The organism is Exiguobacterium sp. N4-1P (assembly GCF_002214325.1).
In genome coordinates, this window is sequence record NZ_CP022236.1 from 1,362,774 (window position 1) to 1,387,157 (window position 24,384).

The following is a 24,384-nucleotide window of genomic DNA, read 5'->3' on the forward strand; positions in this document are numbered from 1 at the left end:
CTCTTTATTTTAGTATTTTTGTTTTAGGGACTGTTTAAAATCAGTCTCTTCAAGACTTGTTTAGTTTCTCAAGTATACCAAAGATTGATGAAAATTTGGCTTACTAAATAACAGGAAATGAAACTAAATTTGAAAATTCTTAAGTGGTATGAAAAATTATTGAAAAGTGAGGGAACTTAATGAATAAACTAAAGATTTTAAACAGCATTACGAACTGTGGTGTAGTAGCGGTAATAAGAGCAGACAGTGAAGAAGAAGCTATTAAAATTTCAGAAGCCTGCGTGGAGGGAGGGATTAAAGGCATTGAGATAACATTTACAGTTGATGGAGCAGATAGTGTCATTTCAAAATTAAGATCACTCTTTACTGGCGATGATTCGGTGGTGATTGGAGCAGGGACTGTTCTGGATTCTACTACGGCAAGGATTGCTATTTTAGCAGGTGCACAGTTCGTCGTAAGTCCTTGTTTTGACGAAGCTACAGCAAAGTTGTGCAATCTGTATCAGGTACCGTATATGCCAGGTTGCATGACAATTACAGAGATGAAACAGGCCCTAGAGGCAGGAGTCGATATTGTAAAGCTGTTTCCAGGGAACAATTTTGGACCGGAATTCATTAAAGGGGTCCATGCACCACTGCCCCAAGTAAATATAATGCCGACCGGCGGTGTTAGTTTAGACAATGTAGATCAATGGATAAAAAACGGATGTGTAGCCGTAGGGGTGGGGGGGAATCTTATAACCCCGGCGAAGAGCGGGGATTATAACCTGATTAGTGAATACGCCGCACAATATGTAGAAAAAGTCAGAAGTGTGCGACGGGATGGCGAAGAAGTTGAAAAGGTAAGAGTGTAAAGGGAAGCCGGTCAAATAGTAGAGGACAGTTTATAAGAAAAAGATGCGGTTTTTAAACTGAATATCGTAATAAAGCTTTTGAAATTCCGCGAAATACAAGGGATTTATGTAGATTTTTATTTTAAGAAACGTTATAATTATTTTATGGAACGCCGTTCCGTATTGTGAGACAAAAAGAAGTTGTTACGTTAAAAATCTTTTAAATAAAGGAGATTGAAAATGGATAATTTTAATTGGAATTTCCCTACAGAAATCGTTTATGGTGAAGGTAGAGTCAATGAAATCGGTAAAATCGCTAAGTCGTACGGAAAAAAGGCAATGATTGCGACGTATAAAAGAGGTGGATTTTTAGACCCGATCATTGATAACGTGGAATCCCTGTTAAGAGAAGCGGGAATTGAATTTGTGACGTTTACTGGAATCGAACCAAATCCACGAGCGCAGACAATCGATAAAGCGATTGAGATATTTAAGTCGGAGCAGTGTGACTTCGTCATTGCACTAGGCGGTGGAAGTGTAATCGATGGTTCAAAATATATCGCTGCTACAGGTTTTTCTGGCGGTAAGTCATGGGACTATGTTGTCTTAGGGGACAGAGTTCCGCGTGAGTACACAGGCGCTTATCCAATCATTGCGATTCCGACGATGTCGGCATCGGGTTCAGAGTGTAATGCTGGTGGTGTTTTAACAAATGCTGAAACGAATGAGAAAAGCTTTTCTAGATCAGCATATCGTTACCCGAAAGTTGCCATCGTAGATCCAGGGTTATTGACGTCTGTACCACTTTCGATCACTAAAGACAGCTGTGTCGACATTTTCTCTCATCTGATCGAACATTATTTATCAAGCCAGGCAGAATCGGAATTTGCAGATCGGGCAACAGAAGGAATGATTTTAACACTAAAAGAAAATTTTGATAAAATCATTAAAGATCCGACCGATATCGCTGTCAGAGGGCAAATCGCGTTATGTTCAATCTTTGGATGGTCTGGTTTCCAGGCGCTAGGGAGAATGGGATCAATTCCGATGCACTCAATTGAAATGCCTTTAAGTGCTGTTTATGATTTACCGCATGCAAGAGGGATGACAATCATTATTCCACCATATCTTAAAGTGATGGCAGAAGCGATGCCTGCTAGATGGGCAAAATTAGCTAGAAGATGTTTCGGTGTAACGGAAGAAGATGATTTGAAAGCAGCTAAGTTACTTTCAGTTAAAGTCGTGGAATGGTTGAAAGATACAGAATCTTATCTGACGCTTGAAGATGTTGACATCCCGTCTGACCAATTCGAAAGAATGGCCGAAGATGTAGTACGAATGTTCCCGGGAAGTGAACCGAGTACGACAACTGGACCACGACCGATTACGAAAGAGGAAATCATCAAAATTTACGAGATGTCTCAAAATAGTCATTTGACATATAGTTGAATAATGTACGGAACCCCCGAATGACGGACACTTGATACAAGTTCCGATTCGGGGGGTTTTTGAATGTCTTCATTATACGCTACGGCGATCAAGCGAGTAGAAGTACACATACAGTGCAAGGATTAAACGGTTTTTATCCAATAATTGTACTGTCTCGTTTTTTTGTATATAATGTAAAAAAAGAAACGGAGAATCCTGGATGACTACTGAACAATTTTACAAGACGTTACCAACACTTGAGACGGACCGCTTGCTCTTGCGGCCGATGCGCCAAGAGGACGTAGACGATTTGTTCGCCTATACCCAGGACGAGGAGACGGCGCGTTACGTGACGTGGAATGCAAATCAGACGATTGGTCAGGCGCAGCAGTTCCTGACGCACGTCCTGTCGAACTACGAACAGGGAAAACAGGCACCGTGGGCAATTGAATGGAAGGCGACGGGACAGATGATCGGCACGATTGATTTCATTCATCTGTTGCTTGATGAAAACAAACAGGCCGAGCTCGGGTACGCGTTATCGCGGCAATTCTGGGGCGAAGGCATCGTCACAGAAGCCGTGGAACGGGTGCTGGACTTCGGTTTTAAGGCGTTACAGCTGGAGCGGATTCAGGCGCGGTGCATGGAACCGAACGTCGGTTCAGCACGGGTGATGGAAAAGGTCGGGATGACGTACGAAGGCACGTTACGCCGCTTGATTTTCATCAAAGGGACGTTTCACGATGTCAAGATGTACTCCATTTTACGGGAGGAGTACGTGACGCAACGTCAGGCAGCGGAACAGAACGAAAAACAACATCAATGAACGAATGAAGCCCCCGACCACTTTGAGCGGTCGAGGGCTTTTTGATTATGTTCTGTTCTCAATCAACGAATCGATGACGGTAACCGTGTTCGTGACCGTATCGAGAATCCGTGTCTGTCGATCGTCTTTTGACAGGAAAATCGCTTCGCCGGTCGCGTCATACGCAAACGCCGTCGGAATCGAAAAGCCGCAGTTGCGGTAAGAACCGTCAGCATGACTCGTCCCGATGACGATGGCGGATTGCTGGCGGCTGATGCGTGCTGCTTCGCCGGACCACTCGGCATATTGTTCCGGACTGAACATCCCGACGCCAATTGGATTGAAAATTAACTCAACGGTATCGTTTTTCAGCCCGTCCAGTCCTAAGAAGATTTCGCGACAGAGCAGATACCCGTACCGTTGTCCATCATCGTCGACGGTCGACGGTTGATAGAGCGGACCGGCTTCCGGCGTTTTTGCCCGGTCGAGGATGACTTCCCCGTGTTCGTTAATGATCAAGGCCCGATCTAACCGGTCGGCGTCCCGGTACCCGGTGACGATCATCGTCGTGTACTGTTTTGCTAGTTGACAGAGCGTCGCGAGATCGGTCTGCCGGCAGTAGCCTTCCGGATACAACACGATGTCGATGTCAGGATAGGCGGCAATCTCTCGTCGTAACTGTTGTAAGTCTGTTTCTTGTTTCGGTTGTCCAATCAAAATGTGCATGTGGCATTCACTCCGTTCGTATTATGTCATTGATTATGTAGATGGGTTTAAGTTTAGCATAATTTGTCAATTTCAAAAGGAGAACGTCACGCCGTCTGATTTAGGAAATGTGTTTCGCCGGCAAATCTTCTTTAAAATATAGTTGTTTACCCGGCAGGAGGACAGCGATGCTTTGAAGCAGACTCAGTCCGACCAACAGACAGGCAGCCGTCAACACGGTGAAGCGGAGCGGGAACAGGTCACCCGTAAAACCGACGAATAAAATCAACACGATGTGGAGCATGCTTTGCCCAAGTCCATAAAGGCTCGTTACACGACCCATCAATTCATCGGGCACATTGTTTTGATAAAACGTCATAAAGCCGGTCCCGGAAAAGGCATTAAAAAAGCCGAGCAAGATGAAACCGGTCGCGACGAGTAAAAAAGAGGTGGCCGTCGCATAGATCAAGTAACCGATTGCGACGAACAGATAACCGCTGACGAGCAACGTTTTGAGCGGCAGGCGACGCGAGAAACGGGCAACGGTCAGTCCGCCGAGCACGGAACCGATGCCCGTCAAGCTGATCAACAGTCCATAATCGGTTACCGATAGTCCGACGACAGTCTGCAGAAAAACGACTTCCTGGGCGTCCATCGCCAGCGCAAGGCTCATCGTCAACAATCCGATGACGTAAATCACGATGATAAACCGGTTCGACCGACTGAATCGGGCGACGGTGCGCCAGTCCGCTGCGACGTCGGTGAATCGTAATTTCTCGACATCAGGGGGACGGGGAACGGAGGGCAGGAAAGCTAGTAGAACCCCGGAAACGACAAACGAGCCGGCATTGATCCAAATCGCGACATCGGTGGTCGCGACGAGTAACAGCAGGCCGGCTAACGCCGGACCAATCAAAAAAGCACTCGACGTGATCAGACCACGGTAGGCATTAAACGTTTTCCGACCGGTGTCCGGCACGAGTTGTGTCAGGTAGGTCGTCGCAGCAGGCTCAAAAAACGCTTTGACAAGGGCGAGCGCAAACAGCGTCAGATAAATCAACGGCAGTGTCGACAGGAACGGAATCAGCGCGACGAGCAACGCCCGGATGAAGTCCGTCCCGATCAACCACCTGCGTACATCGACCCGGTCAATCAGACTGCCGGCCCAAAATTTCGTGAACAGGGCGGCAAACGGACCGATGATCCAGAGTCCGGCGACAGCGGTGGCAGAGCCGGTCAATTGATAGAGGTAGACATTGATTGCGACAAGGTAAATAAAGTCACCGAATTGCGAAATGCCGAATGAAGCTAGGAGCGTCGTAGCACGAGACAAGGGGAATCCACCCGCTTTTTGTATACATATATTACCAATAGTATATCGGATGATTCCAGGGTTCACAATGCCTGAACCGTGCAGGTTGTTTGTACCGATCTGTCGTATTACTTAAGTAACAAATAAGCTTGAGGAGGGGTACGATGAGAGCCGTCATTTGTACTGCATATGGTCCGCCGGATGTACTTAAGCTGCGAGAAGTGAAACAGCCTGTCCCGAAAGCATCTGAGTTACTGATAAAAGTCCATGCCTCCGCCGTGCATTCAGGTGATCGTCGTCTGCGGGCACTCGATGTACCGGCAGCAGGGAAACTTCCGATGCGTGTCGTCATCGGGTTTAAAGCACCGAGACAGCCAATTTTAGGGGTTGTCTTAGCCGGTGAAGTCGTCGCGACAGGCAATCGCGTCCAGGATTTTAAAGTCGGCGACCGTGTCTATGCCCTGACCGGGATGCGCTTTAGTGGTTACGCTGAATATGCCTGTATCAAGGAAACGAGCTGTGTCGGGCAGATGCCGCGCAATGCAAGCTTCGCGGAAGCAGCCAGTCTTCCGTTTGGCGGAACGACCGTCCTCCATTTTTTCCGGAAGCTGAACCTTAAGCAGGCGAAAACGATCTTGATTTACGGAGCCTCGGGCGCCGTCGGTTCGCTTGCCGTCCAAATCGCCAAACAATACGGACTTCATGTGACGGCGGTCTGCAGCGGACGGCACGTTGAGTTGGTGGAAGGTCTTGGCGCGGATGGTGTCGTCGACTATACAGCAGAAGGATATGATGCGCACCTGACGACGTATGACGCAGTATTTGACGCGTCCGGAAAGGTGGAGAAACGAACGGCACGTAAGCACGTCGGAGCGAAAGGGGCGTTTCGTTCAGTCGCCGGACACGGCGTGGCGCGGGCGCTGAAAAAAGATTTGATACTACTGAATGAGTGGTTTGAAACTGGGAAGATCAAAGCGGTCATCGATACGGTATATTCGCTCGAAGAGATCGTCGCTGCCCACCGTTACGTCGATTCCGGGCGGAAATACGGCAATGTCATCGTGTCGGTCGTGGAGGATTCCGGTAAAACGGATTAGATGCCACTTCGTCAGGACGGACACCGTCAGACTGACGCAAAAAACACCTTTGCCTGCAGTAATCTGTACCCTATGTAAAGGACATTTGAAAAAAACTTATGCTGCTTCAAGTAGATGATTCCTGTATTGTACGGGAGTCATCTTTTTCATGTTCCATTGGTAACGATGATGATTGTAGTAGTTGATGGTCCTACGGACCTCACTACACAAAGATTCGAACGTTGTGCATTGATCTAACTCAATAATGTCCTTGAAATGTCCGAAAAAAGACTCCTGAACGGCATTGTCCCAACAGTTGCCCCTACGAGACATGGACTGAACTAACTTCATACGTTTTACTTGTTTCTGGTAAGTAGGACTCGTGTAGTGCCCACCTTGGTCTGAGTGGATGAAGGCATCCTTCGCCAAACGAACCCGACGGTTCTTCCGTAACTTCTTCAGTGTATCCAATACGATATCGAGTTTAATGTTTTCAGAAAGTTGGTGCGCTAGTACTTCGTTGGTTGAGCCGTCTATGATGGTTGAAAGATAAGCTCGCTTGCCGTTTCCATAAAATATATAAGTGATATCAGTGAGGAGGACTTTATAGGGCGTCTCCTGCTTGAATTCGCGCCGGAGATGATTCGGCACCACCCGGTGCTCGGATGTCGCCTTGATGAGCCGTTTATATGGTTTCGCCTTACGGATCGGACACACGATGTTGTATTTCCGCATGATACGCCGGATACATTTTAGATTCATGGATACACCAAAGTGACCAGACAGAACCATCTTAATCTGCCTAGCTCCTTTTTTACGTTTTTTGAAGTGGAATGCCTTCAAGACAAGGTCACGGCGAACGATGTCCTTCGTTTCACGCTCCTGTCTCATCTGTATTCTCCGTTTTGAAAAATAGGCGTGGTATCCTTGACGTGATACTCTGACTACTTGACAGAGGTGGCTAACCATCCCTTTCATTTCGTGCTTGATGACGATTCTTTGAATCAGCTCATACTTTTGCGATGCGCTTAAGCCTGCTTTTCTCTCCCTTCTGCCAAACGGATTTCCTTTAATAGTTCGACCTCCGCCTTCAACAGTTTGTTTTCTGCCTCGAGCTTCGCAAAACGTTCTTCCGCAGAGAGTGTTCCATCTTTCTTGTGACCTGAATTGCCTTTACGAGTATCACGTAAGCCCATTACCCCATCCCGTTTATAGGACGCTAACCATCGTTTTTTACAGGATTTTATACGATGTGTCCCTAACGCTTCGATATTAAAACCACAGTCTTGAAAAATTTCCACAGGAAATCTTCCATCAAAAGTCTGTGCTATAAAAAGTTCTTTGAATTCATCGGTATACGTGACCCCTTTCGGGCTTACGGACTTCACATATGGATTGATACGTAAAGCATTTATCTCTTTAGACGTAAATAACTTTGTCGACATCTCGATTCACTCCCGATCTGATTTAATCCAGTGTACACAAAAACCCTGAGCAATAGACTTTTTTTAAGTGTCTATTACTCAGGGTACAGTTTACAGCGTTTCAAAGGTGTTTTTTATCTGCGTAGAACGTCACTTCAAGACATCATACGTCGCCATGATGAACTGACCGGACGGACGACAGCTGGTCAGCCGGAACCGTGTCTCAAGCGTCCCTTCCGGAAACAGTGGAATCCCGCTGCCGAGGACGACCGGCGCGATCGCCAGTTCGAGCTGATCAATCAATTGTAACCGTAAGGCTTCTTGAATCAACTCGCCGCCGCCGACGAGCCAAATCTTGCCGTTGATGGTCGGACTAATCCGGTCAATCAACACATCGAGTGGCTCATTCGTGTAGGTCGCGTATTCGGACTGTTGATCGCTCTGCCGGGTCAACACGTAGTTCTCGAGTCCACTGTACGGATAGTCCTCACTGAGGACCAAGACTTCGTCAAAGGTTTTTCGACCCATGATGACGGCATCGACGTCTTCCATGAACGCCGCGTACCCATTATCACCGTCCCCTTCGACAGCGAACAGCCAATCGAGCGAGTCATTTGATTGGGCAATCTTTCCATCGAGACTACAGGCGATATATAAAACGGTTTTAGTCATCAATAACTCCTCCTTTTGTTCGAGCTATCTCTAGTCTACGCTATAATTATGACAAAAGATGTCGTAATTAGAGAGGGGATTTTGTATGAAAGGTCGCCATTTGAAACTGATGCGTCTGCTTAATCGGCAACAGCTGTTGACGGCGCGGGAACTGGCGGAAGCGTGCGGCGTCTCGTTACGGACGATTCAACGGGACGTACTCGAACTTGAAGCAAATGGATATCCGATTTACAGCGAGCGGGGAGCAGAGGGCGGATACCGGGTCCTGCCGAACCGTTTGCTGCCGCCACTTGCCTTACGGGAACAGGAAGCGATCACTTTATTTTTAATGCTCGACTGGGTCGGTCAAATTCCCGATCTGCCATTCGGTCCGTTACGGGGGGATCTTGCTGAATGGTATCTCCATGAACTGCCGCCGGACCTTGAAGCGAAGATGGACCGCCTGAAAGGACGGGTCCGTTTTGCCCGACCCGATACGCCGCCATCTCCGTTGACGCGAGACGTGTTGCGATTGTTGGAAGCGGAAGTCAAAGGGGAAATCACTTACCGGACGACAAGCGGACGACGGACGATTTTGATGGATCCGATCGGTTTAACGTTTGAACGCAATCGCTGGTATCTGCTCGCCCAGACTGACCGGGGACTGCGGCAGTACCGGGTCGACCGGATGGAGCAGGTCTTACCGACGACCATTTCGTCCGAACAGCTGACGTTCGAGGAGGCAGAACGTCAGGTGAAGTCAGGTGAACAGGTGACGATCCGACTGGAAATGACGTCACTCGGGGAACGGTTGCTTGAAGGGATTTTACCGCTGAACGCACAGCGGACGTGGTCTGTTCCGGTTACCGAGTTACCGTTTCTCGGACGGCAGTTGTTTGGACTGGGCGAAAACGTAAAAGTCCTTGAACCGTCAACACTAAAGGAAGAAATCCTGAAACAGGCAAGGGACCTGCTCGTGTCCTATGATGCCTGAAAAAAGGAGTGATTCTCCTATGCCAGCAAGAAATTATGGTACGATAAAACTAGAGAAAAGTGAAAGAATGGAAGTGATTTACTATGGAAACGTTATCATTGATTTTATTGTTACTGGCCTTAATTTTGTTGACGAACGTCATCGGACATTACATCCGTTTTATTCCGACGGCCCTGATTCAAATCATCGTCGGTACGCTCGTTGCTTTATCAATCAAAGAACTTTCGATTGAAGTCGAATCGGAATGGTTTTTACTGTTGTTCATCGCTCCCTTACTGTACAACGACAGCTCGCATTTTCCGCGGGAACAACTGTGGAAGATGCGCGGGGCGATTCTCGGCAACGCCATCGTGCTCGTCTTATTGACGACCGTGATCGGCGGATACTTCATCCACTGGATGTTGCCGGTCATTCCGCTCGCTGCCGCTTTTGCGTTAGCCGCGATTTTATCACCGACTGACCCGGTCGCGGTCAACGGGATCGCAAAACGTGTCCGGCTTCCGGAACCGATTTTAAATCTTGTCCGGGGAGAATCGTTGATTAACGATGCGTCGGGACTCGTCGCCTTTAGTTATGCCGTCACGGCCGTCATGACAGGCTATTTCTCTTTACGTGAAGCTTCGTTTGAATTCGTTTATATGTTTGCTGTCGGTGCCGTCGTCGGCCTTGTCATCATCGTCGTGATGAACTGGCTGAAGATCCGGCTCCGCCGGTCAGGAATTGATGACGTCGTCTTTTATGCCCTCCTGCAAATCTTGACGCCGTTCATCATCTTTTTCGTCTCGGAAGAACTGCTTCATGCGTCTGGCGTCATCGCCGTCGTCGCCGGTGGCTTACTTCATGCCTTAATTAAGGAACGGACAGAGACGTTCTTTGCCCAGGAACAAGTCTTGACGGATAACATTTGGACGATGATTGCCTATATCTTGAACGGGGTCATTTTCTTATTGCTTGGTTTGACGTTGCCCGGAGCGACGCAGGCCATCTTCATTGATGACGCCATCAACAACTGGCGCTTACTCGGGTACGTCAGCTTAATCGGTCTTGTCATTCTCGGGATCCGCTTAGTCTGGACACTGTTCTTTAATTGGTTTGATCATCGCTTTCTTCGTAAAGAGGAGCAACGGCCACCTTCGTTCAAGCGCGACTTAATCACGACGCTCGTCGGCGTGCGCGGGACAATCACGATGGTCGGTGTGTTATCGCTGCCGTTTTTGACGGATGCTGGTGTTGCGTTCCCGGAACGGTCGTTGATCATCTTCCTCGCGGCGGGCGTCATCATCTTTACGTTAGTGCTCGCGACGATTGCCTTACCGTTGCTGAGTCAAAAAGAGACGGTCAGTCAAACGGACTTCGGATTGAATGCCCAAAAGCAACGAATGATGTTACGGGCGATTCAGGAAGTCAAACAGGCGACGAATTCCGATAATTCACCGGTCGCGTTTGACCTGCTGAACGAATACCATGTCATGTTGCGGTTGTTGCGTGCAGAAGAGAAGAGCGAACAGGAACTCAACGTCTACAACGAACAGTTGAAGGAACTGCGCCTTGAAGCCGTCGCGTGGGAAACGGAATTCGTCAAAGCGTTCTTTAAGAACCATGACGTGCCGGATTTACTGAAAAAAGAAACGGTTGCCTCGATTGAACACCGGCGCCGGGCGATTCATTCCGAATCGACGGTCCGGCTCTATCAGCCGTTACGGAAGCTGATGCGAAAACGTAAACGGTTCACGTTGTCACCGGATGAATTGATTCGTCTGACGGAGATGGAACATGCCCTCTATGAACATGTCATCGGCGACATCATCGACCGGCTCGAGACGTGCCGTGACAAGTATCCGACGGAAGTCGTCCAAAGCGTCAAAGGACATTACTTCCGCCTCCGCGGTAAACATACGCAGTGGGCGTCACCGGTCGGCAGTAAGGGCGACATCGAACAGCAAAAAGAAGAACTGTGCTTACGGGCGATCGAAGTCCAGCGTCAAGAAATTGCCGAAATGTCGAAGGAAGGGGACCTTTCTTCGGAAAAAGAAAAAGAGTTACGTCGTTTCATCCACTACATCGAAAGCGTCGTGCTCTATGAATATGTCGATTAATTAAAAAAGTCCCGCCTCTGATGGTTCAGAAGCGGGATTTTTTGGTTTAACCGAGTGACAAGTATTTGACTTCGAGGTAATCCTCGATGCCGTAGACGCCGCCTTCACGGCCGAGTCCACTTTCTTTGTAGCCGCCGAATGGTGCTTGGGCAGCAGACGGTGCGCCGTCATTCAAGCCGACGATGCCGTACTCGAGTTTTTTACCGAGTAGGAGCGCTTCATCGATTCGTTCAGAAAACGCATACGCCGCAAGACCGTAGGGTGTGTTGTTCGCCCGTTCGATGACTTCGTCAAGTGTCTCGAAGACCGAGATCGGTGCGAGCGGACCAAATGTTTCTTCCTGCATACAAATCATGTCTTCCGTGACGTTCGCGAGAACTGTCGGTGTAACGAAGTAACCGACCGAGTCATCGATCGTACCGCCTGTTAAGATCGTTGCACCTTTCGCAACCGCGTCGTCGATGTGTGCTTTGACTTTCTCGACGGCTTTTGCGTTAATCAAGGGTCCGATCGTTGAATCGGCGTCAAGACCGTTCCCGACTTTTAGTTTGTTCACTTCCGCGACGAACTTCTCTGTGAACGCGTCGAGCACAGAGGCTTGGACGTAAAAGCGGTTCGTTGCGACGCAGGCCTGGCCGCCGTTGCGGAATTTCGAGCGGATTGCTTGTGTGACGGCTTTGTCGATGTCCGCGTTTTCCGTGACGATGAACGGTGCATGACCCCCGAGTTCAAGTGATAGTTTTTTCATCGTATCGGCTGCCTGGCGCATGATTAATTTACCGACGGCAGTAGAGCCGGTGAACGTGATTTTGCGAACACGGCGTTCGGCTTGCCAGACACCGCTGATTGTTGCGGCGTCACCTGTCAAGACGTTGATGACACCAGCCGGGATGCCTGCTTCTTCAGCAAGTTCGACGAGGCGAAGGGCTGTGAAAGGTGTTTCCTCCGACGGTTTTAAGACGACCGTACAACCGGCTGCAAGAGCCGGGGCGAGTTTTCGTGTGATCATCGCAGCGGGGAAGTTCCACGGCGTGATCGCGGCGACGACGCCGACCGGTTCTTTTTCGACGAACAGGCGTTTACCCGGAACCGATGCCGGAATCGTTTCCCCGTAAATCCGGCGTGCTTCTTCTGCATACCAGCGGACATATTGATTGCCGTAATCGACTTCGCCGAGTGCTTCGACAAACGGTTTTCCTTGTTCGCGTGTCATGATGTCAGCGACTTCGTCGCGGTGTTCATTGATCAAACGGTACCAGGCGTCGATTTTATCGGCACGCGCATCCGCCGTTAAGCTAGACCAGGTGACGAAGGCATCACTCGCTGCGTCGACTGCCCGTAGAGCGTCATCTGCTGAACTGCTTGGGACGTGCCCGAGTAATTCTTTTGTTGCCGGGTTAAAGACCGGAATCGTTTGTTCTGTTTCGTACCATTGTCCGTTCACTACATTTTTTTCAATCATGTGTTGCACCTCCATGTGTTTTCATTACGTCCCTAATTAAACACCTGGAAGGCCCATTTGTGTACTTCCGCTTTGGAGGGTGGACATAACGGAATGGAATGACCTGGGAAAACTACGATTTTCAATAATGGATTGATCCGAGTCAGATTTCGTGAGAAGACACTGAACATTCACTTTAAGCCGATTGCCGAATACCGCTTAAAAAAATCCAATATTGTCAGCCCGTTCCGTTTGTTGTAAAGAAACGAGTCCTGCGACTTGTTTCTTCAGACTGTAGGCAACGTGCTACCTGGGAAATCAAGCGTCTTTTTTCGTTGCTTTCCTCGGGCGAGGCGCAAGCCGTTGCTCCTTGGTCCTCACGGACAAGGAGCAGGGTCTTGCCTGCCTCTGAAAAGTGCGTTATAAACGCACTTTACCCCGTAGGAGTCAACGAAACGTGACGCTTTTTAGGGAATACCATCAGGGGAATCCGGGAACGCAGACAGTTTAGCGCGTAATCCGTCTTGCATCGCTTTGAAGACGAGACAGAGAAGCGAAAACGGATTGCCTCTCGATATCGCATGTTCAAAGTTTGTCTACACACTGAAGAAACAAGTCCTGTGACTTGTTTCTTTTTTAGCTTAGCAGACCGGTCAGTCGCTCACCCCGAAGACGATATGTCTCCAAGTGAAGTTGCAGCGGATTATCCTGTTCCGGATGTTGCCCGGCTTCTTGCAACAAATGTGTCGTCTGTTCGACGAAATGTAAATTGAAGCAGCCCGAGAGCCAAAGCAAGGAAGCCAGTCGCGGATCATCTTCCGGCACGAGAACGGTCTGGGAGTTGTAGTGGGCAAGTAAACTTTTCGCTAAATGACCGGACACATCATGCGACGCGATGCCTTCTGTCCGGGTATACCATTTGATCAGCCAGGCCAATTTTTGCACGCGGTCCGTTGCGCCGATATGTTCATGGTCGACAATTCCGACGATTTGTTGAGTGGTGTCCCATAAGACGTTGAGCGAATTCAAGTCGGTCGAGATGACCGATTGAGAAGAAGAATGATTGGTAGGTCTCGCGGTATCGATCTTTTGTTGGACAAGACTCAGATACTCCTGAAACGAATCCCGGACCGATTCCGGCATCGATGAAAACGAAAGCTCTTGCAAATCATGGAACCAACGCTGATAGGCCACCGTATGGTCGACGAATGGAAAGTGAAACCCTTGATAGTTGCGTGACAAATCATGCACTTGACGGGCTAATGTTCCAATTTGAGCAGCGGAATGCATCGTATTGACAGTCACGTGATGACCGTCAAGCCAGTGAAATAGGCAACATGTCCACTCCTTTCCGGTTGAATCGCGGATTGTCGTGAAAAGTCCCTCATGTATTGGTTGCACGCGTTTCATGAACGGGATGCCATTTGCCCGCAAATAATCGGTATATCGCAACTGTTCTGTAAGTAAATCCGGTGTAGAGTGGGACAGGGCAGATTCGGCATAACGCTGTTCTGGTAACAGACGAATCGAATAGGATTGACCATCAATCAAGATTTTGTAGTGTTTATCGCCATGTTTGCCGTGTGTCGTTAATGTGTTAGGGTGGACTTCCAGTGAGTGAAAAACGAGACCGAAACTTTTGACTGCTTGTTCGATCAAGGGGTAATCGTTTCTTGGATACATACATGCTTAGTCCTTTCTGCGGACAGTTGGTGCAGATGTGGAATGTTCATCTGAAAGCTGAAACGATGCCGGTTGCGTTCCATCCCGATCCGTAAAGCCGTAGTCACGGGCGAGGTCAGACACGATCAAGGCTTGCCCGGTCCGGTGCATCAAGGTCGAATCACTCATGAGTGCGGCGACGGCCCGGCCGACGTACGTGGTGGTCTCGGTTGCATCGTTGCCGAATCCTGCGTCCACGACCCGTTCCGTCCGCATGAAACCGGGACACAGTGCAATAGCAGCGATGTGACTCTCCCGAAGTTCCTGCCCCATGACACACGTCATTCGGTTGATCGACTGCATCGCCAAATCATAATACAGGTTGCCGGCGGCTTGATTCGGACTGAACGACGTCAAGTTGACAATCAATGCTGCCGGACTTTGCTGAAGCAACGGAACAGCGGCCCGCGTCGTCAGCAAATAGGCTTTTGGTCCAGCGACCATCATCGCGTCCCAGTGTTCCGGCGGACGTTCCCAAAACCGTTTGCCCTCTCCGGGAGGAAGCGAAGCTTCCGAACCGCCGAACACACTGTTGACGAGCAAATCAATCCGTCCGTGTCGCGCTTGGATATGTTGAAACAATCGGGCAACATCATCCGGATCCGTATGGTCACAGCGGACCGCAATTCCGTGGCCACCGCGAGCCGTGACACCGGCGGCCGTCTCTTCAATCGTTTCCGGACGATTGTCGGTCGTCCCGTTCTGTGTACTGCGCCCGGTCACATAAACTGTTGCCCCGGTTTGCCCGAGTTCGTAAGCAATCCCGCGTCCGGCGCCGCGTGACGCACCGGTGACGACTGCGATTTTTCCAATCCATGCTGTCATGAAGTCCTCCGATCAAATATGTAATACATCAAACAGGGACTTTCCATGACGCTCGGAAGTCCCTGTTGCTTCGTTGTACTTAAAACCCTTTAATCGTCATCCCGCCGTCGACGAACAGTGTCTGACCGGTGATGTACGATCCGGCATCGGACGCGAGGAAGACCGTCGGACCGACGAGTTCCGTCAGTTCACCGACCCGACCGAGCGGTGTCACGTCGACGATGTCTTTTAAGTACGCCGGATCGGCCAGTAACGGCTCCGTCAGCGGCGTCTTGAAATACCACGGACCAATCGCGTTGACGCGGATATTTTTCGGACCCCATTCGAGGGCGAGAACTTTCGTCATCTGAATCAAGGCCGCCTTCGTCGTCGCATAGACGACACCGGTCCGCAAAGCGACGTGACCTGCGACCGAGGCGATGTTGATGATGTTGCCACCCGTGTCCTGCATCCGGCGTCCGACTTCCTGCGAAAACAGGAAGGCCGACTTTAAGTTCGTCTGTTGAATCGTCTCCCATTCGTCTTCCGTGACGTCGAGCGCTTTCGAGCGGATGTTCATCCCGGCATTGTTGACGAGCGTATCGATCCGGTCGACGAGCGTATAGGCTTTTTCGATCGTCGCGACGACTTGCGTCCGGTCGGTCACGTCACACGTCAGGACGAACGCCTGTCGTCCGAGTGCTTCAATCCGGCTTGCCGTCTCCCGTAAATCAGCTTCCGTCCGGGCGACGAGAATGACGTCAGCACCAGCTTCTGCCATCCCGATGGCAAGCGCCCGTCCGATGCCGCGTCCGGCTCCGGTCACGAGGGCTGTTGTTTGATCAAGTCGAAACGTCGGTAAGTACATCTAGCCACATCCTATCTTAAAAAAGTCTGTCTTTACTGTACGTCTAAATTGACTGAAAAGAAAGAAAAATGCTGTAAGCACTTAATTTTAATGTTATTATTTGGGAAAAAAGGAGGGGTGAGATGAAACGGAAAGTAGGGATAGCTATTTTGGTCGTTTGTTTTTTAGCAGCCTCTTTTCAAGTCTTCGGGCAGTATCTCTACACGACATATATTCATGAACCGGCTGACTATGCGTTTAAGTACGACATCAAACCACGTAAGCCACTCGGCTCACCAGATTTGAGGGGGCAACCTTTTCCCGCTGGTCCGATGCCTCATTTTGTTGATGTGACATTTCCGAAAGCACTCGCTTCAGTCGGCGCCATCGTGACGATCGGGCTGTTGATTTTACTGGCGTCTATGTTGAAGAGGAAACGGAACAAACGAACGGTAAAACAAAGTGGTGATACCTCTTTTGAAGAGGAGCTGAACATCTTACAAAAACCGTCAACGTCGCCGAGTAATGATACACATTCTTACCAATCAAACAATGTCTCTGAAGTCCGTCGATTGATTCAGATATTTGACCAGCGCCTTCCCGCTTCATCTAGGCGTCGACCGGAAGAGACGATGAAGGAATGGTTAGAGCGGATCGGGCTGACAGTTGATCCGGTGCTCTATCATCTCGTACGGTACGGGGAACAGGATGAGACATTATTTAAACAGGCAGACGTCGATATACTACGGCAACAGTTGCGGCGTCATCCAGGAAATTAACGCACGGTACTGTGCATGGTGACAGCTTATTATGGTAGGAGGCAGACAAATGGTGAAGCAACGATGGGTAGGTCTTGTTTTGGTAGTCGTTCTTGTCGGATGTGGAAAAAGTTATCCGATTGAACAAGCAATCGAAAATGGTGATATTGTAACGATGCCAAGTCGTGAGAATGTGGAACGGTTCCAGACATTTTTGAACCAAGTCGATCAAAAAGGCAAGGACAGCATCCGGATTACTTCCTACACGACAGAAGGTGACCCGGTTTTTCAGGACGTCACGTATGACGGAAAACAGTTCAGTTATTCACTTGATTCGTCGCAAGATGAGTTCGGTAACCAAGCGGACGACCGGGACGGGGAAAGCTGTCAGGCGTTGAAAAAAGACCAAATAGGTGAAACGCACGTCTATCTGTTGACGGATTGTGCCGAAGGAGAAAATCATCCGTTACTCGAAGCGACGGCAGCAGAACTCGGAAAGTAAATCAGCCTTCCGGAATCGCTTCATACAAGTACGCTTGATTTTTTTCGAAAATGTAGATGACACCCGTCGTGTCGCCCCGGTACAGTTTCGTTCCTGCCGGCCAGTCTGTCGCCATCCCTTCCGCTAAGGGCTCGTTTGCGGTCAATTGTTTCGTGACGGTCGCAAACGATTTGACGTCTGCCTGTGTAAGCGTCACGGGTGCATCGGATAGCTGGTAAACACGGTCTTTGATTCGGATTAAGTCGGCATCTTTGTTTTGACGGGCTTCTGCGGCGATTGTATCAGTCGTCGAAACACGTGTCGTGTCGTCGGAACAGCCGCTTAACGGGATGAGACTGACTGCGAGGGCAAGTGAGAGAATACGTTTCATAAAGTGATACCTCGTTTCTTTAGTGTAGGTGATTGGTAAAATACTTTATATATGTCGTTAATTACGATATAATCGCCTCATGCGATATATATAAGGGGGATATTGATGACGATTCATGAAGATTTTGCTAGACTCTATTACCATCTTCATCCGCAATGGAAAGAAAATTTGTCACATCAAAGCGTGCGTATTTTGCAGATGATTCAGATGACGGCACCGATTACGGTTAAACAGGTCGCTGAAAAATTTGCCCTTTCACCGAATACGGCGTCGGAACATATTAAAAAGCTGGAACAACTCGGTTATATCGAAAAAAATCGTGCTTCAGACGATCAACGGGTGGTTCATGTGAGTCTAACGAATGAAGGGTTACGCGCAGTTCGGTCACATACAGAACTCGACGTCGATCGTGTCGCGCACGTACTCCGTCAGTTATCGGCTGACGAACAACAGTCGATTCAGCAGGCATTTCGGTTATTTCGGGAGACGGCAGATGACTGCTTTTCTGATTAAGGTGCTTTCAAGCGCAGTCGTCATCGGGATCGTGACAGAAGTGGCACGCCGTTCGGTGACATATGGTGGTGTGATCGCAGCACTTCCACTCGTCAGCCTGCTCAGTCTGATTTGGTTGGTTCAACAAGGACAGTCTAAAACGGAAGTGACGATGTTCGTTAAAAGTGTACTCTATGGATTGCCGGCAACATTTTTTCTGGTGCTGATCTTATACATATTACTCAATCAAGGGGTGTCCATATTCATCAGCGTGTTACTGGCTGGTGGATGTTGGTGGATTTTTTGGACGATTCAGCAGCAAGTCGGACTTTTTATTAGCCGGCTGTAAAATAAACGTAGCAGAACGATGTCTCAAAAAGAAGATGCTTTTTTTATCCCGCGCTATAAATTCAGTCACATCCGCATGCAAGAATTGCCGTTAAAACGCGTCACGTTTGAAAATCTGACTGCCCGGCAACTGGAGCGGATTCTTCGGACACAACTGTTTACCCGCTTCAGCGGTTCCGTGTTCATGACCGATTACACGACGTTTGAACAGGAAATTACGTCGGATGCGTTGCCTGACTTACATACGCTTCATCAGTCGATGTTGCCACTCGGCTGTTACACGGAAGACGGACTGCAATTTCTCTACAATCCTTACATGCGTTCGTATTGGACGACGGAGCCGGCGGGCGAACTGTTTGAAGAAGCGATGGGAAATAACAAGACTGTGACCGGGGACTTTTATTTCGATCAAGGTGCAGAATTCCTGAGTCCCGATGCGATTGATTTACAAGTGGAAGAAACATACGGAATCGATCCGGAGGCAAACTGGGTGACGATTGATTTGCCATATTCCGTCGATGGTGTGCCGTCCGCCTTACCGCAATTGGTGAAGGAACTGGCGATGCAGGAATTCGTCATCTCGTGCAGCAAAGCGAATCAGCGTCAGTATGAACAGTTCGTCCAAAGTTACGGCGTGTCCTATACACTCATTCCGCGTCCGACCAAACGTTGGTTTCGAAAAGGATACAAGCTGAAGCATCACGATATGGAAATCAATCTTCGTGACGCGTCAGAGCAGATGATTTCTGATTTTCTTCATTTGATTGAGTCGCCGTTTTTTCAGGAGCTGTGTCATTTCAAGAAAACGGTCGCGGGTCGGCGTGTTTTGCTGTTCTTCAACAACATGCGCGTCGAGTTCGAGCAGGCGTTACTGTGTGCAGATGCAAAGAGCGGAACTCAAGCGCCGTCACGCCTGATTAATTCACGTCATAGCGTCTTTCAGTATTGCTGTCAAAGATACGTTCAAAACAACTCAATCAATCGCTGCATCGTATCCGAAAACGAACGAACAGGTGTGTAGCCGAGCGTCCTAATTTTATCCGTTGTGTAGAGAGGGCATTCAACCGGTCGGTCCGGCATCTGATAGGGTTTACCGGACGCCTTTATCAGTTGCATCCGAAATTCGGTCTCCGGGATGTTGGCGTCAACCGCATGAAAGATATCTCCCGGTGTTGCGCGCCGGACGGCAAGGTGAACCATTTCCGCCAGATTATCGGCGTGGACCCAGTTGACCACATCATCCGGATGGACCCACGTGACAACTTTTGTTTCCTGCATCCGTTGGACTTGACGGTCGCCCCAGTAAGAGTTTTCTTCGGCGCAGATCGCACCGGGACGCAGGATGATGACGTCAAGCCCGTCAGCCGCATACTGCTGTAAAATCCGTTCGGACCGCACTTTCGTCAAGATGTACGGTGCCGGATGATCGTCGCTCAGTGGCGTCGCTTCCGTTATGAGACCGCCCGCCGGTTCGCCGTAAACGGAAGTCGTCGAGATGTGGAGGAATAAGGCGCGCGCGTCAAGCGTGGCAGCCGCGAGATATTCGACTCCGGTGACGTTCGCTGCTACGGCAAGTTCGATGTCGTCGCCGAGGTAAGCGGCACAGTGGACGACGATGTCGATGTCCTGCATCGCTGTTTCAAGCGACGCGGCGTCCATCAAGTCACCGAACGCGGGCGTAATCCCAAGTTGTTTGCAACGGTCGGCTTGTCCTTCGCTCCGGACGAGCCCCCGGACTTCGGTTGCTTCTTCTATAAAACGGCGGGCGACCCGTGGGCCAAGTGTTCCGCTGATCCCGGTGACGAGAATCCGTTTTCCTGTAATCTCCATAAGGATGACCTTCTTTCTATCGTTAATTGCCGTGCTCAATCGTTTCGACAAGCGGCTCCTGATCCGTCCGATAGTCGAACCGGATGACGTCATGTTTCTTTAAAACGGATCGGTTGTCCCGCTTGCCATAAATCCGTGTTTTCCGGTCAACCGTGACTTCTGTCAACGCATAGGAGGCGTCCGGGTCCTGTTCGTCCGGTCCTAAAAAGATCTGGTCTCCTTGTATGTCGACGATGACGTAGGCGTCGTCTGCCGAACAGGCACATAAAACGAATGACGTCAGGCAACTAACCAACAAGAACTGGATTTTGTATTTCGAGGATTCCACCTACACTTTCTTTAGCTAAGAAATGGCATCACGTTAAATTTTGCTCCGTATGGATAGGACGCTCACTACAGGAGGAGACAGATGAGTCGATTCGTAAAAGGTATGTTATTCGGTTTTGGATTAATTCTCGGAACTACTATAATACTCGGAGTCCTCTTCATCCGGTCGATGCAACCAGACGCGGAGCAGGAAAAAATCGTCAAACGCCAAGCAGAAGCTTATCTGGAACAACATTATGAAGAGGCCGAAGTTGTAGACGTCTACTTTGACAACATGGGGAATCATGTAGCATTTGATTACGCGGCACAAGTCATCGATCGCAAAACAGGCATTGAGTTTTTAGTCTATCTCGATCAGTCGACAAATAAAGTTGTGGATACCTATTACGTCGAACAGTGGACAGCCGACGTGGTCGCGGTCATCCAGCCGTCAGTTGGAGCGGTGTTCGGGAACGATGCGGATTATCTTGTCCATTTTGATGAAGAAAGCGTGATGGCGTTAAATCTTCAGCCGGGTGCCGAGGTGGATTATCGTGATATGAAACTTTCACCGACCATCAGTATCACCCTTCACCGCAAGCAACAAACGACTGACAAAAAGCGTTTAAACAACTTGAGTACAACACTGCAGTCAAACAACCACCTCCCGCATGGCACGATCCAAGTCGAATATGTGGATGAAGACGGTGAGGTATTTGAAGGTGGGGAAGAATTGAAAGCAGTGTTTTAAAACATTACTTCAAAACAGTCCAGGCATCATACGTTTCTGCTTCAATCCCTAACTGTGCCGACCGGATCCAGTCAAAGGCTTTGAGGACGAGCGGTGATGCATTGTCAGGCGTCACGTCCTGTTCCGAGACCCAGACAGCCCCGAGCGAATCCTGTCCGTCGAATTGCTCCGGAACAGTAATGGCACCGCCGATTGCCTTGACGGTGTAGTAGACGGCGATGTGGTGGACGTCGGTGAAACTTCGCCAAAGCCACGGCAGTTTAAAGTCAATCACGCCGATGTTTTGGAGGATTTCGATTTCGAGCCCCGTCTCTTCGCAGAACTCGCGACGCATCGCATCGGCTAACACTTCGCCCGCTTCGAGGCTGCCTCCCGGGAGGTCATAGCGATTAATGTACGGACCGCCATTTTTGTTGATGACTAATAATTGATGGTCTTTTACGAGTAAGCCATAGACGCCAAACGCGCGATGGCAGGTGGTTACTGACATATGTAACGACTCCTTTTCAGTTGATAGTATGCTGCAAGAGGGTGATTAGGGATTGGAACAGACCTATAAGATAGTCGGTTCCCGAGAACAGGATCCAGACGGCGAGTGGGATCTCAAGGCTCATCAATGCCTGCGTCCATCGGTACGTCGCTTGTCTTTTTCGTAAATAACAATCAACCGTAAAAAACAGGACGGCAGCAATCACGCTGAGGAAAGCGATAAGTGGGTTGAGGACAAGAAAAACGAGACCGAACGATACATGGAGTATGCCGGAAAGTACGACTTCTTTTGCATTCTTTTCTTGGTTTCGGTAGATGAATCGACTGAGTGTCTCACTCAAAATCGATGTCGTCCCACCATAAAGGAAGATGACCGGAAAGCTGTACATCAAATAGGCAGGAATACTGATGATCACGGTCGAGAGATAGCGCAGGATTGAATAACCGATATCAGCACTCGGATCCGGTACGAACAGTCCGAGTACGATCGCAAACAGTGAACCTGCAAGTGAGGCGACGATGATTTTGCGGTAAAAGACTAGAATCACGTCCATTTCTTGAGGCTGCGTGTATTCAAATGAATGAATGTCCGAGTATACTAGCGATATAGGAGGTTGATGCAAATTGAAGAAAAATTATACAGTCATATTTCTCCTGCTGTATGCTGCCGTCATCATGGGGGGACTTGGACTGAGTAACCTGTTTGACTCCGCGATGCTCGTCGGCGCTGGTTTAGGAACGCTCTTCCTGCTGTGTGCACTATTATTTCTCGGAAAAAAGCAAAAGGGACCGAAGACACAGTAATTTCTAGCGTTGTGTCTTTTTTTAGCAGACGGGATGTTTCAATCAGTCATGGAACGGATCTCACAACAGCAACCGGCATGATTGCTGGCTAAATCAATTGCTTTTCGTTTGATAAACATGAATGTTCCTGACTTGAGTGATGATGCAGAACGGTATTCTATATGATTATAATTATAAAATATAGGAAAAGGAAGGAATAATTGGATTTATTAACGAGGGATAATGTACTAAAAGAAAAAGTGAGATGATGCAGAACGGAGGACACTAGATGTTTGCGAGAATCAAAAATCAACAACAAGATCGCCTGTCGACAAACGTAACGATTACCGGAATGCTCCTTTTTATAGTCACGCAGTGGTTTTTTGTCCTGTACGTGACAATGTTCGTCCTGTACGTGTTCAGTTTCCGGGACACGTCGAAAAATCCGTTGTCTAAAACCATCGCTGTCAATACGACGGGCCTCCTGTTATTATGGCTGCTCGTGTTTTTGTTGCAACAATTCTTGAGATGAAGAGGGGATGACATGAACATCCAACTGACGAGCTGTACCGCGAAAGACACAGAAGCACTCTATGCCTTTGAAATCGAAAACCGTCTCTACTTCGAACAATCGATTCCTTCACGGGGCGACGCCTATTACTTGCCGGAGACGTTTAAGGAACGGCACGCGGCGCTCCTGCAGGAACAGCAAGACGGCAATTCGTTCTTTTACCTGATCAAGAATGAAGCCGGAACAATTCTCGGTCGGATCAATCTGGTCGACCGGAACCAAATCGAAAAAACTGCTCAACTCGGCTACCGGATCGGACAAGTACATGCGGGAAAAGGAATCGCAAAAGAAGCCGTCCGCTTGCTACTCGGACAATGTCGGGAACACGACACTGATGAAGTCCAGGCCAAAACGACGGATGCAAACATCGCTTCACAAAAAATCTTGGAGCACAACGGATTTGAGCCGATAGACAAGAAAGAAGAAGCGGTGTTAGACGGTCAACGGATACAATTGATGCATTACAGCTGGAGACGGTAAGGTGTTTTTAGCGAATTTTCCCGTTGAGCGGAGTCATTTTTTAGGGGGAGTAAGCGGTCGCTTTCGTTGCAACTGATAAGATGTCCAAAAATAACAGAAAGCCGATGACCCGGCGAGCAAAATGGCGAGCAACAAAAAATAGAGGTCGCTGAATACATAGTTGCCCTCATGGTTGAACAGCAGGAGGGCTAGGGCAATTAGACTGCCGGACAAACCATAGAGAACAGCTGATATGAAAAAAGTGTTCCGACTAGTCGGAAAGAACAAAAGGATTCGTTTCATAAGTAAGTCAACCATAAGTCCTGAAATTAAAATTATTGGAAACGAATAAACGGTGTAGATTAAAAAAAGATCAACGGCTGAAAAATAGACATCTTCGCCGAAATCTTGGAAAAATGCGTAGATGGACAAAATCAGAGTCAACAGACCCGATGTTACGATTGACGTCAGTCCGGCGGCAATCAGTTTGTTGAACATACGAAAACATCCTTTTCTTATGTAGAACGCCGCCCAGTTCGTTCGATTATCCAAGATACGATGAAGTAGAGCATAGCTGATGATCCAGC

General features: G+C 48.9%; 28 protein-coding genes and 1 pseudogene. 15 read left to right on the plus strand and 14 right to left on the minus strand.

Features of this window, described 5'->3' with window-relative positions:
* The first annotated feature begins 179 nt into the window (after positions 1 to 179).
* The 3 genes from A0126_RS07095 (at position 180) to A0126_RS07105 (ending at position 3,087) form a co-directional block, all read left to right on the plus strand.
* Positions 180 to 854 carry a bifunctional 4-hydroxy-2-oxoglutarate aldolase/2-dehydro-3-deoxy-phosphogluconate aldolase gene (locus A0126_RS07095; protein WP_088837032.1) on the plus strand — a complete coding sequence of 225 codons (675 nt, stop codon included), beginning with the start codon at positions 180 to 182 and terminating at the stop codon, positions 852 to 854.
* 219 nt (positions 855 to 1,073) lie between these two features.
* Complete coding sequence (locus tag A0126_RS07100) at positions 1,074 to 2,282, plus strand: iron-containing alcohol dehydrogenase (RefSeq protein WP_088837033.1); 1,209 nt, start codon at positions 1,074 to 1,076, stop codon at positions 2,280 to 2,282.
* A 199-nt stretch (positions 2,283 to 2,481) separates the two neighbouring features.
* Complete coding sequence (locus A0126_RS07105; RefSeq protein ID WP_088837034.1) at positions 2,482 to 3,087, plus strand: GNAT family N-acetyltransferase; 606 nt, start codon at positions 2,482 to 2,484, stop codon at positions 3,085 to 3,087.
* A 45-nt stretch (positions 3,088 to 3,132) separates the two neighbouring features.
* Here A0126_RS07105 and A0126_RS07110 read toward each other — a convergent pair whose 3' ends face one another.
* Together A0126_RS07110 and A0126_RS07115 are read right to left on the minus strand one after the other, a co-directional pair.
* Positions 3,133 to 3,792, minus strand: coding sequence for a hypothetical protein (locus A0126_RS07110; protein ID WP_088837035.1), 660 nt, complete (start codon positions 3,790 to 3,792; stop codon positions 3,133 to 3,135).
* Positions 3,793 to 3,892: 100 nt separating this feature from the next.
* Positions 3,893 to 5,104 carry an MFS transporter gene (locus A0126_RS07115; protein WP_088837036.1) on the minus strand — a complete coding sequence of 404 codons (1,212 nt, stop codon included), beginning with the start codon at positions 5,102 to 5,104 and terminating at the stop codon, positions 3,893 to 3,895.
* 143 nt (positions 5,105 to 5,247) lie between these two features.
* Here A0126_RS07115 and A0126_RS07120 point away from each other — a divergent pair, with 143 nt between their 5' ends.
* Positions 5,248 to 6,180 (plus strand): NAD(P)-dependent alcohol dehydrogenase, encoded by a 933-nt coding sequence (locus A0126_RS07120; RefSeq protein WP_088837037.1) that lies wholly within the window; start codon positions 5,248 to 5,250, stop codon positions 6,178 to 6,180.
* A 96-nt stretch (positions 6,181 to 6,276) separates the two neighbouring features.
* Here the strand turns inward: A0126_RS07120 and A0126_RS07125 are convergent.
* A pseudogene (locus A0126_RS07125) lies at positions 6,277 to 7,604 on the minus strand (IS3 family transposase).
* A 129-nt stretch (positions 7,605 to 7,733) separates the two neighbouring features.
* Complete coding sequence (locus tag A0126_RS07130) at positions 7,734 to 8,255, minus strand: dihydrofolate reductase family protein (protein WP_088837038.1); 522 nt, start codon at positions 8,253 to 8,255, stop codon at positions 7,734 to 7,736.
* Between the two features lie 85 nt (positions 8,256 to 8,340).
* Here A0126_RS07130 and A0126_RS07135 point away from each other — a divergent pair, with 85 nt between their 5' ends.
* Both A0126_RS07135 and A0126_RS07140 read left to right on the plus strand, forming a co-directional pair.
* Positions 8,341 to 9,228: a helix-turn-helix transcriptional regulator gene (locus A0126_RS07135; RefSeq protein WP_088837039.1), complete on the plus strand. Its 888-nt coding sequence runs from the start codon at positions 8,341 to 8,343 to the stop codon at positions 9,226 to 9,228.
* 83 nt (positions 9,229 to 9,311) lie between these two features.
* A complete protein-coding gene (locus A0126_RS07140; protein WP_088837040.1) occupies positions 9,312 to 11,324 on the plus strand; it encodes a Na+/H+ antiporter in 2,013 nt (670 codons plus the stop codon).
* Between the two features lie 46 nt (positions 11,325 to 11,370).
* On the opposite strand, the gene A0126_RS07145 is transcribed toward A0126_RS07140, so the two are convergent.
* From A0126_RS07145 to A0126_RS07160, 4 genes are all read right to left on the minus strand, one after another.
* The gene (locus A0126_RS07145) at positions 11,371 to 12,786 is read right to left on the minus strand and encodes an NAD-dependent succinate-semialdehyde dehydrogenase (protein WP_029329917.1); all 1,416 of its coding nucleotides are present in this window, start codon (positions 12,784 to 12,786) and stop codon (positions 11,371 to 11,373) included.
* A gap of 615 nt (positions 12,787 to 13,401) precedes the next feature.
* Positions 13,402 to 14,448, minus strand: coding sequence for a phosphotransferase (locus tag A0126_RS07150; protein WP_088837041.1), 1,047 nt, complete (start codon positions 14,446 to 14,448; stop codon positions 13,402 to 13,404).
* 6 nt (positions 14,449 to 14,454) lie between these two features.
* Entirely contained in the window at positions 14,455 to 15,312 is an 858-nt protein-coding gene (locus A0126_RS07155; protein WP_088837042.1) for an SDR family NAD(P)-dependent oxidoreductase, read from the minus strand.
* Positions 15,313 to 15,391: 79 nt separating this feature from the next.
* Positions 15,392 to 16,159, minus strand: coding sequence for an SDR family NAD(P)-dependent oxidoreductase (locus A0126_RS07160; RefSeq protein ID WP_088837043.1), 768 nt, complete (start codon positions 16,157 to 16,159; stop codon positions 15,392 to 15,394).
* Positions 16,160 to 16,281: 122 nt separating this feature from the next.
* On the opposite strand from A0126_RS07160, the gene A0126_RS07165 reads away from it, so the two are divergent.
* The gene (locus A0126_RS07165) at positions 16,282 to 16,917 is read left to right on the plus strand and encodes a hypothetical protein (protein WP_088837044.1); all 636 of its coding nucleotides are present in this window, start codon (positions 16,282 to 16,284) and stop codon (positions 16,915 to 16,917) included.
* 49 nt (positions 16,918 to 16,966) lie between these two features.
* Entirely contained in the window at positions 16,967 to 17,398 is a 432-nt protein-coding gene (locus A0126_RS07170) for a DUF4362 domain-containing protein (protein ID WP_088837045.1), read from the plus strand.
* 1 nt (position 17,399) lies between these two features.
* Here the strand turns inward: A0126_RS07170 and A0126_RS07175 are convergent, their stop codons facing one another.
* The gene (locus tag A0126_RS07175) at positions 17,400 to 17,768 is read right to left on the minus strand and encodes a hypothetical protein (protein ID WP_088837046.1); all 369 of its coding nucleotides are present in this window, start codon (positions 17,766 to 17,768) and stop codon (positions 17,400 to 17,402) included.
* A gap of 105 nt (positions 17,769 to 17,873) precedes the next feature.
* On the opposite strand from A0126_RS07175, the gene A0126_RS07180 reads away from it, so the two are divergent.
* Genes A0126_RS07180 through A0126_RS07190 form a run of 3 tightly spaced genes read left to right on the plus strand, consistent with a single transcriptional unit; the run spans position 17,874 to position 19,629 of the window.
* Complete coding sequence (locus A0126_RS07180; protein WP_239456884.1) at positions 17,874 to 18,281, plus strand: MarR family winged helix-turn-helix transcriptional regulator; 408 nt, start codon at positions 17,874 to 17,876, stop codon at positions 18,279 to 18,281.
* Entirely contained in the window at positions 18,262 to 18,609 is a 348-nt protein-coding gene (locus tag A0126_RS07185) for a DUF3147 family protein (protein WP_088837048.1), read from the plus strand. The genes A0126_RS07180 and A0126_RS07185 overlap by 20 nt, the downstream gene beginning before the upstream one ends.
* Positions 18,610 to 18,627: 18 nt before the next feature.
* Positions 18,628 to 19,629 carry a hypothetical protein gene (locus A0126_RS07190; protein ID WP_088837049.1) on the plus strand — a complete coding sequence of 334 codons (1,002 nt, stop codon included), beginning with the start codon at positions 18,628 to 18,630 and terminating at the stop codon, positions 19,627 to 19,629.
* Here the strand turns inward: A0126_RS07190 and A0126_RS07195 are convergent.
* Positions 19,572 to 20,438, minus strand: a complete 867-nt coding sequence (locus A0126_RS07195) for an NAD-dependent epimerase/dehydratase family protein (protein ID WP_088837050.1) — start codon at positions 20,436 to 20,438, stop codon at positions 19,572 to 19,574. The two genes, A0126_RS07190 and A0126_RS07195, sit on opposite strands and share 58 nt — an antisense overlap.
* Positions 20,439 to 20,460: 22 nt before the next feature.
* A complete protein-coding gene (locus tag A0126_RS07200; RefSeq protein ID WP_239456885.1) occupies positions 20,461 to 20,766 on the minus strand; it encodes a hypothetical protein in 306 nt (101 codons plus the stop codon).
* 81 nt (positions 20,767 to 20,847) lie between these two features.
* Here A0126_RS07200 and A0126_RS07205 point away from each other — a divergent pair, with 81 nt between their 5' ends.
* Positions 20,848 to 21,495 (plus strand): hypothetical protein, encoded by a 648-nt coding sequence (locus tag A0126_RS07205; protein WP_088837051.1) that lies wholly within the window; start codon positions 20,848 to 20,850, stop codon positions 21,493 to 21,495.
* Positions 21,496 to 21,499: 4 nt separating this feature from the next.
* Here A0126_RS07205 and A0126_RS07210 read toward each other — a convergent pair whose 3' ends face one another.
* Positions 21,500 to 21,985, minus strand: a complete 486-nt coding sequence (locus A0126_RS07210; protein ID WP_088837052.1) for an NUDIX hydrolase — start codon at positions 21,983 to 21,985, stop codon at positions 21,500 to 21,502.
* Positions 21,986 to 22,001: 16 nt separating this feature from the next.
* Positions 22,002 to 22,538, minus strand: a complete 537-nt coding sequence (locus A0126_RS07215; protein WP_088837053.1) for a hypothetical protein — start codon at positions 22,536 to 22,538, stop codon at positions 22,002 to 22,004.
* 70 nt (positions 22,539 to 22,608) lie between these two features.
* On the opposite strand from A0126_RS07215, the gene A0126_RS07220 reads away from it, so the two are divergent.
* The 3 genes from A0126_RS07220 to A0126_RS07230 all read left to right on the plus strand — a co-directional run bounded on the left by A0126_RS07220 (position 22,609) and on the right by A0126_RS07230 (position 23,818).
* Positions 22,609 to 22,788 (plus strand): hypothetical protein, encoded by a 180-nt coding sequence (locus tag A0126_RS07220; RefSeq protein WP_088837054.1) that lies wholly within the window; start codon positions 22,609 to 22,611, stop codon positions 22,786 to 22,788.
* Positions 22,789 to 23,056: 268 nt separating this feature from the next.
* A complete protein-coding gene (locus A0126_RS07225; RefSeq protein ID WP_088837055.1) occupies positions 23,057 to 23,299 on the plus strand; it encodes a hypothetical protein in 243 nt (80 codons plus the stop codon).
* 12 nt (positions 23,300 to 23,311) lie between these two features.
* Positions 23,312 to 23,818, plus strand: a complete 507-nt coding sequence (locus A0126_RS07230) for a GNAT family N-acetyltransferase (protein WP_088837056.1) — start codon at positions 23,312 to 23,314, stop codon at positions 23,816 to 23,818.
* Between the two features lie 33 nt (positions 23,819 to 23,851).
* Here the strand turns inward: A0126_RS07230 and A0126_RS07235 are convergent, their stop codons facing one another.
* Entirely contained in the window at positions 23,852 to 24,295 is a 444-nt protein-coding gene (locus tag A0126_RS07235) for a hypothetical protein (protein ID WP_088837057.1), read from the minus strand.
* Between the last annotated feature and the right edge of the window lie 89 nt (positions 24,296 to 24,384).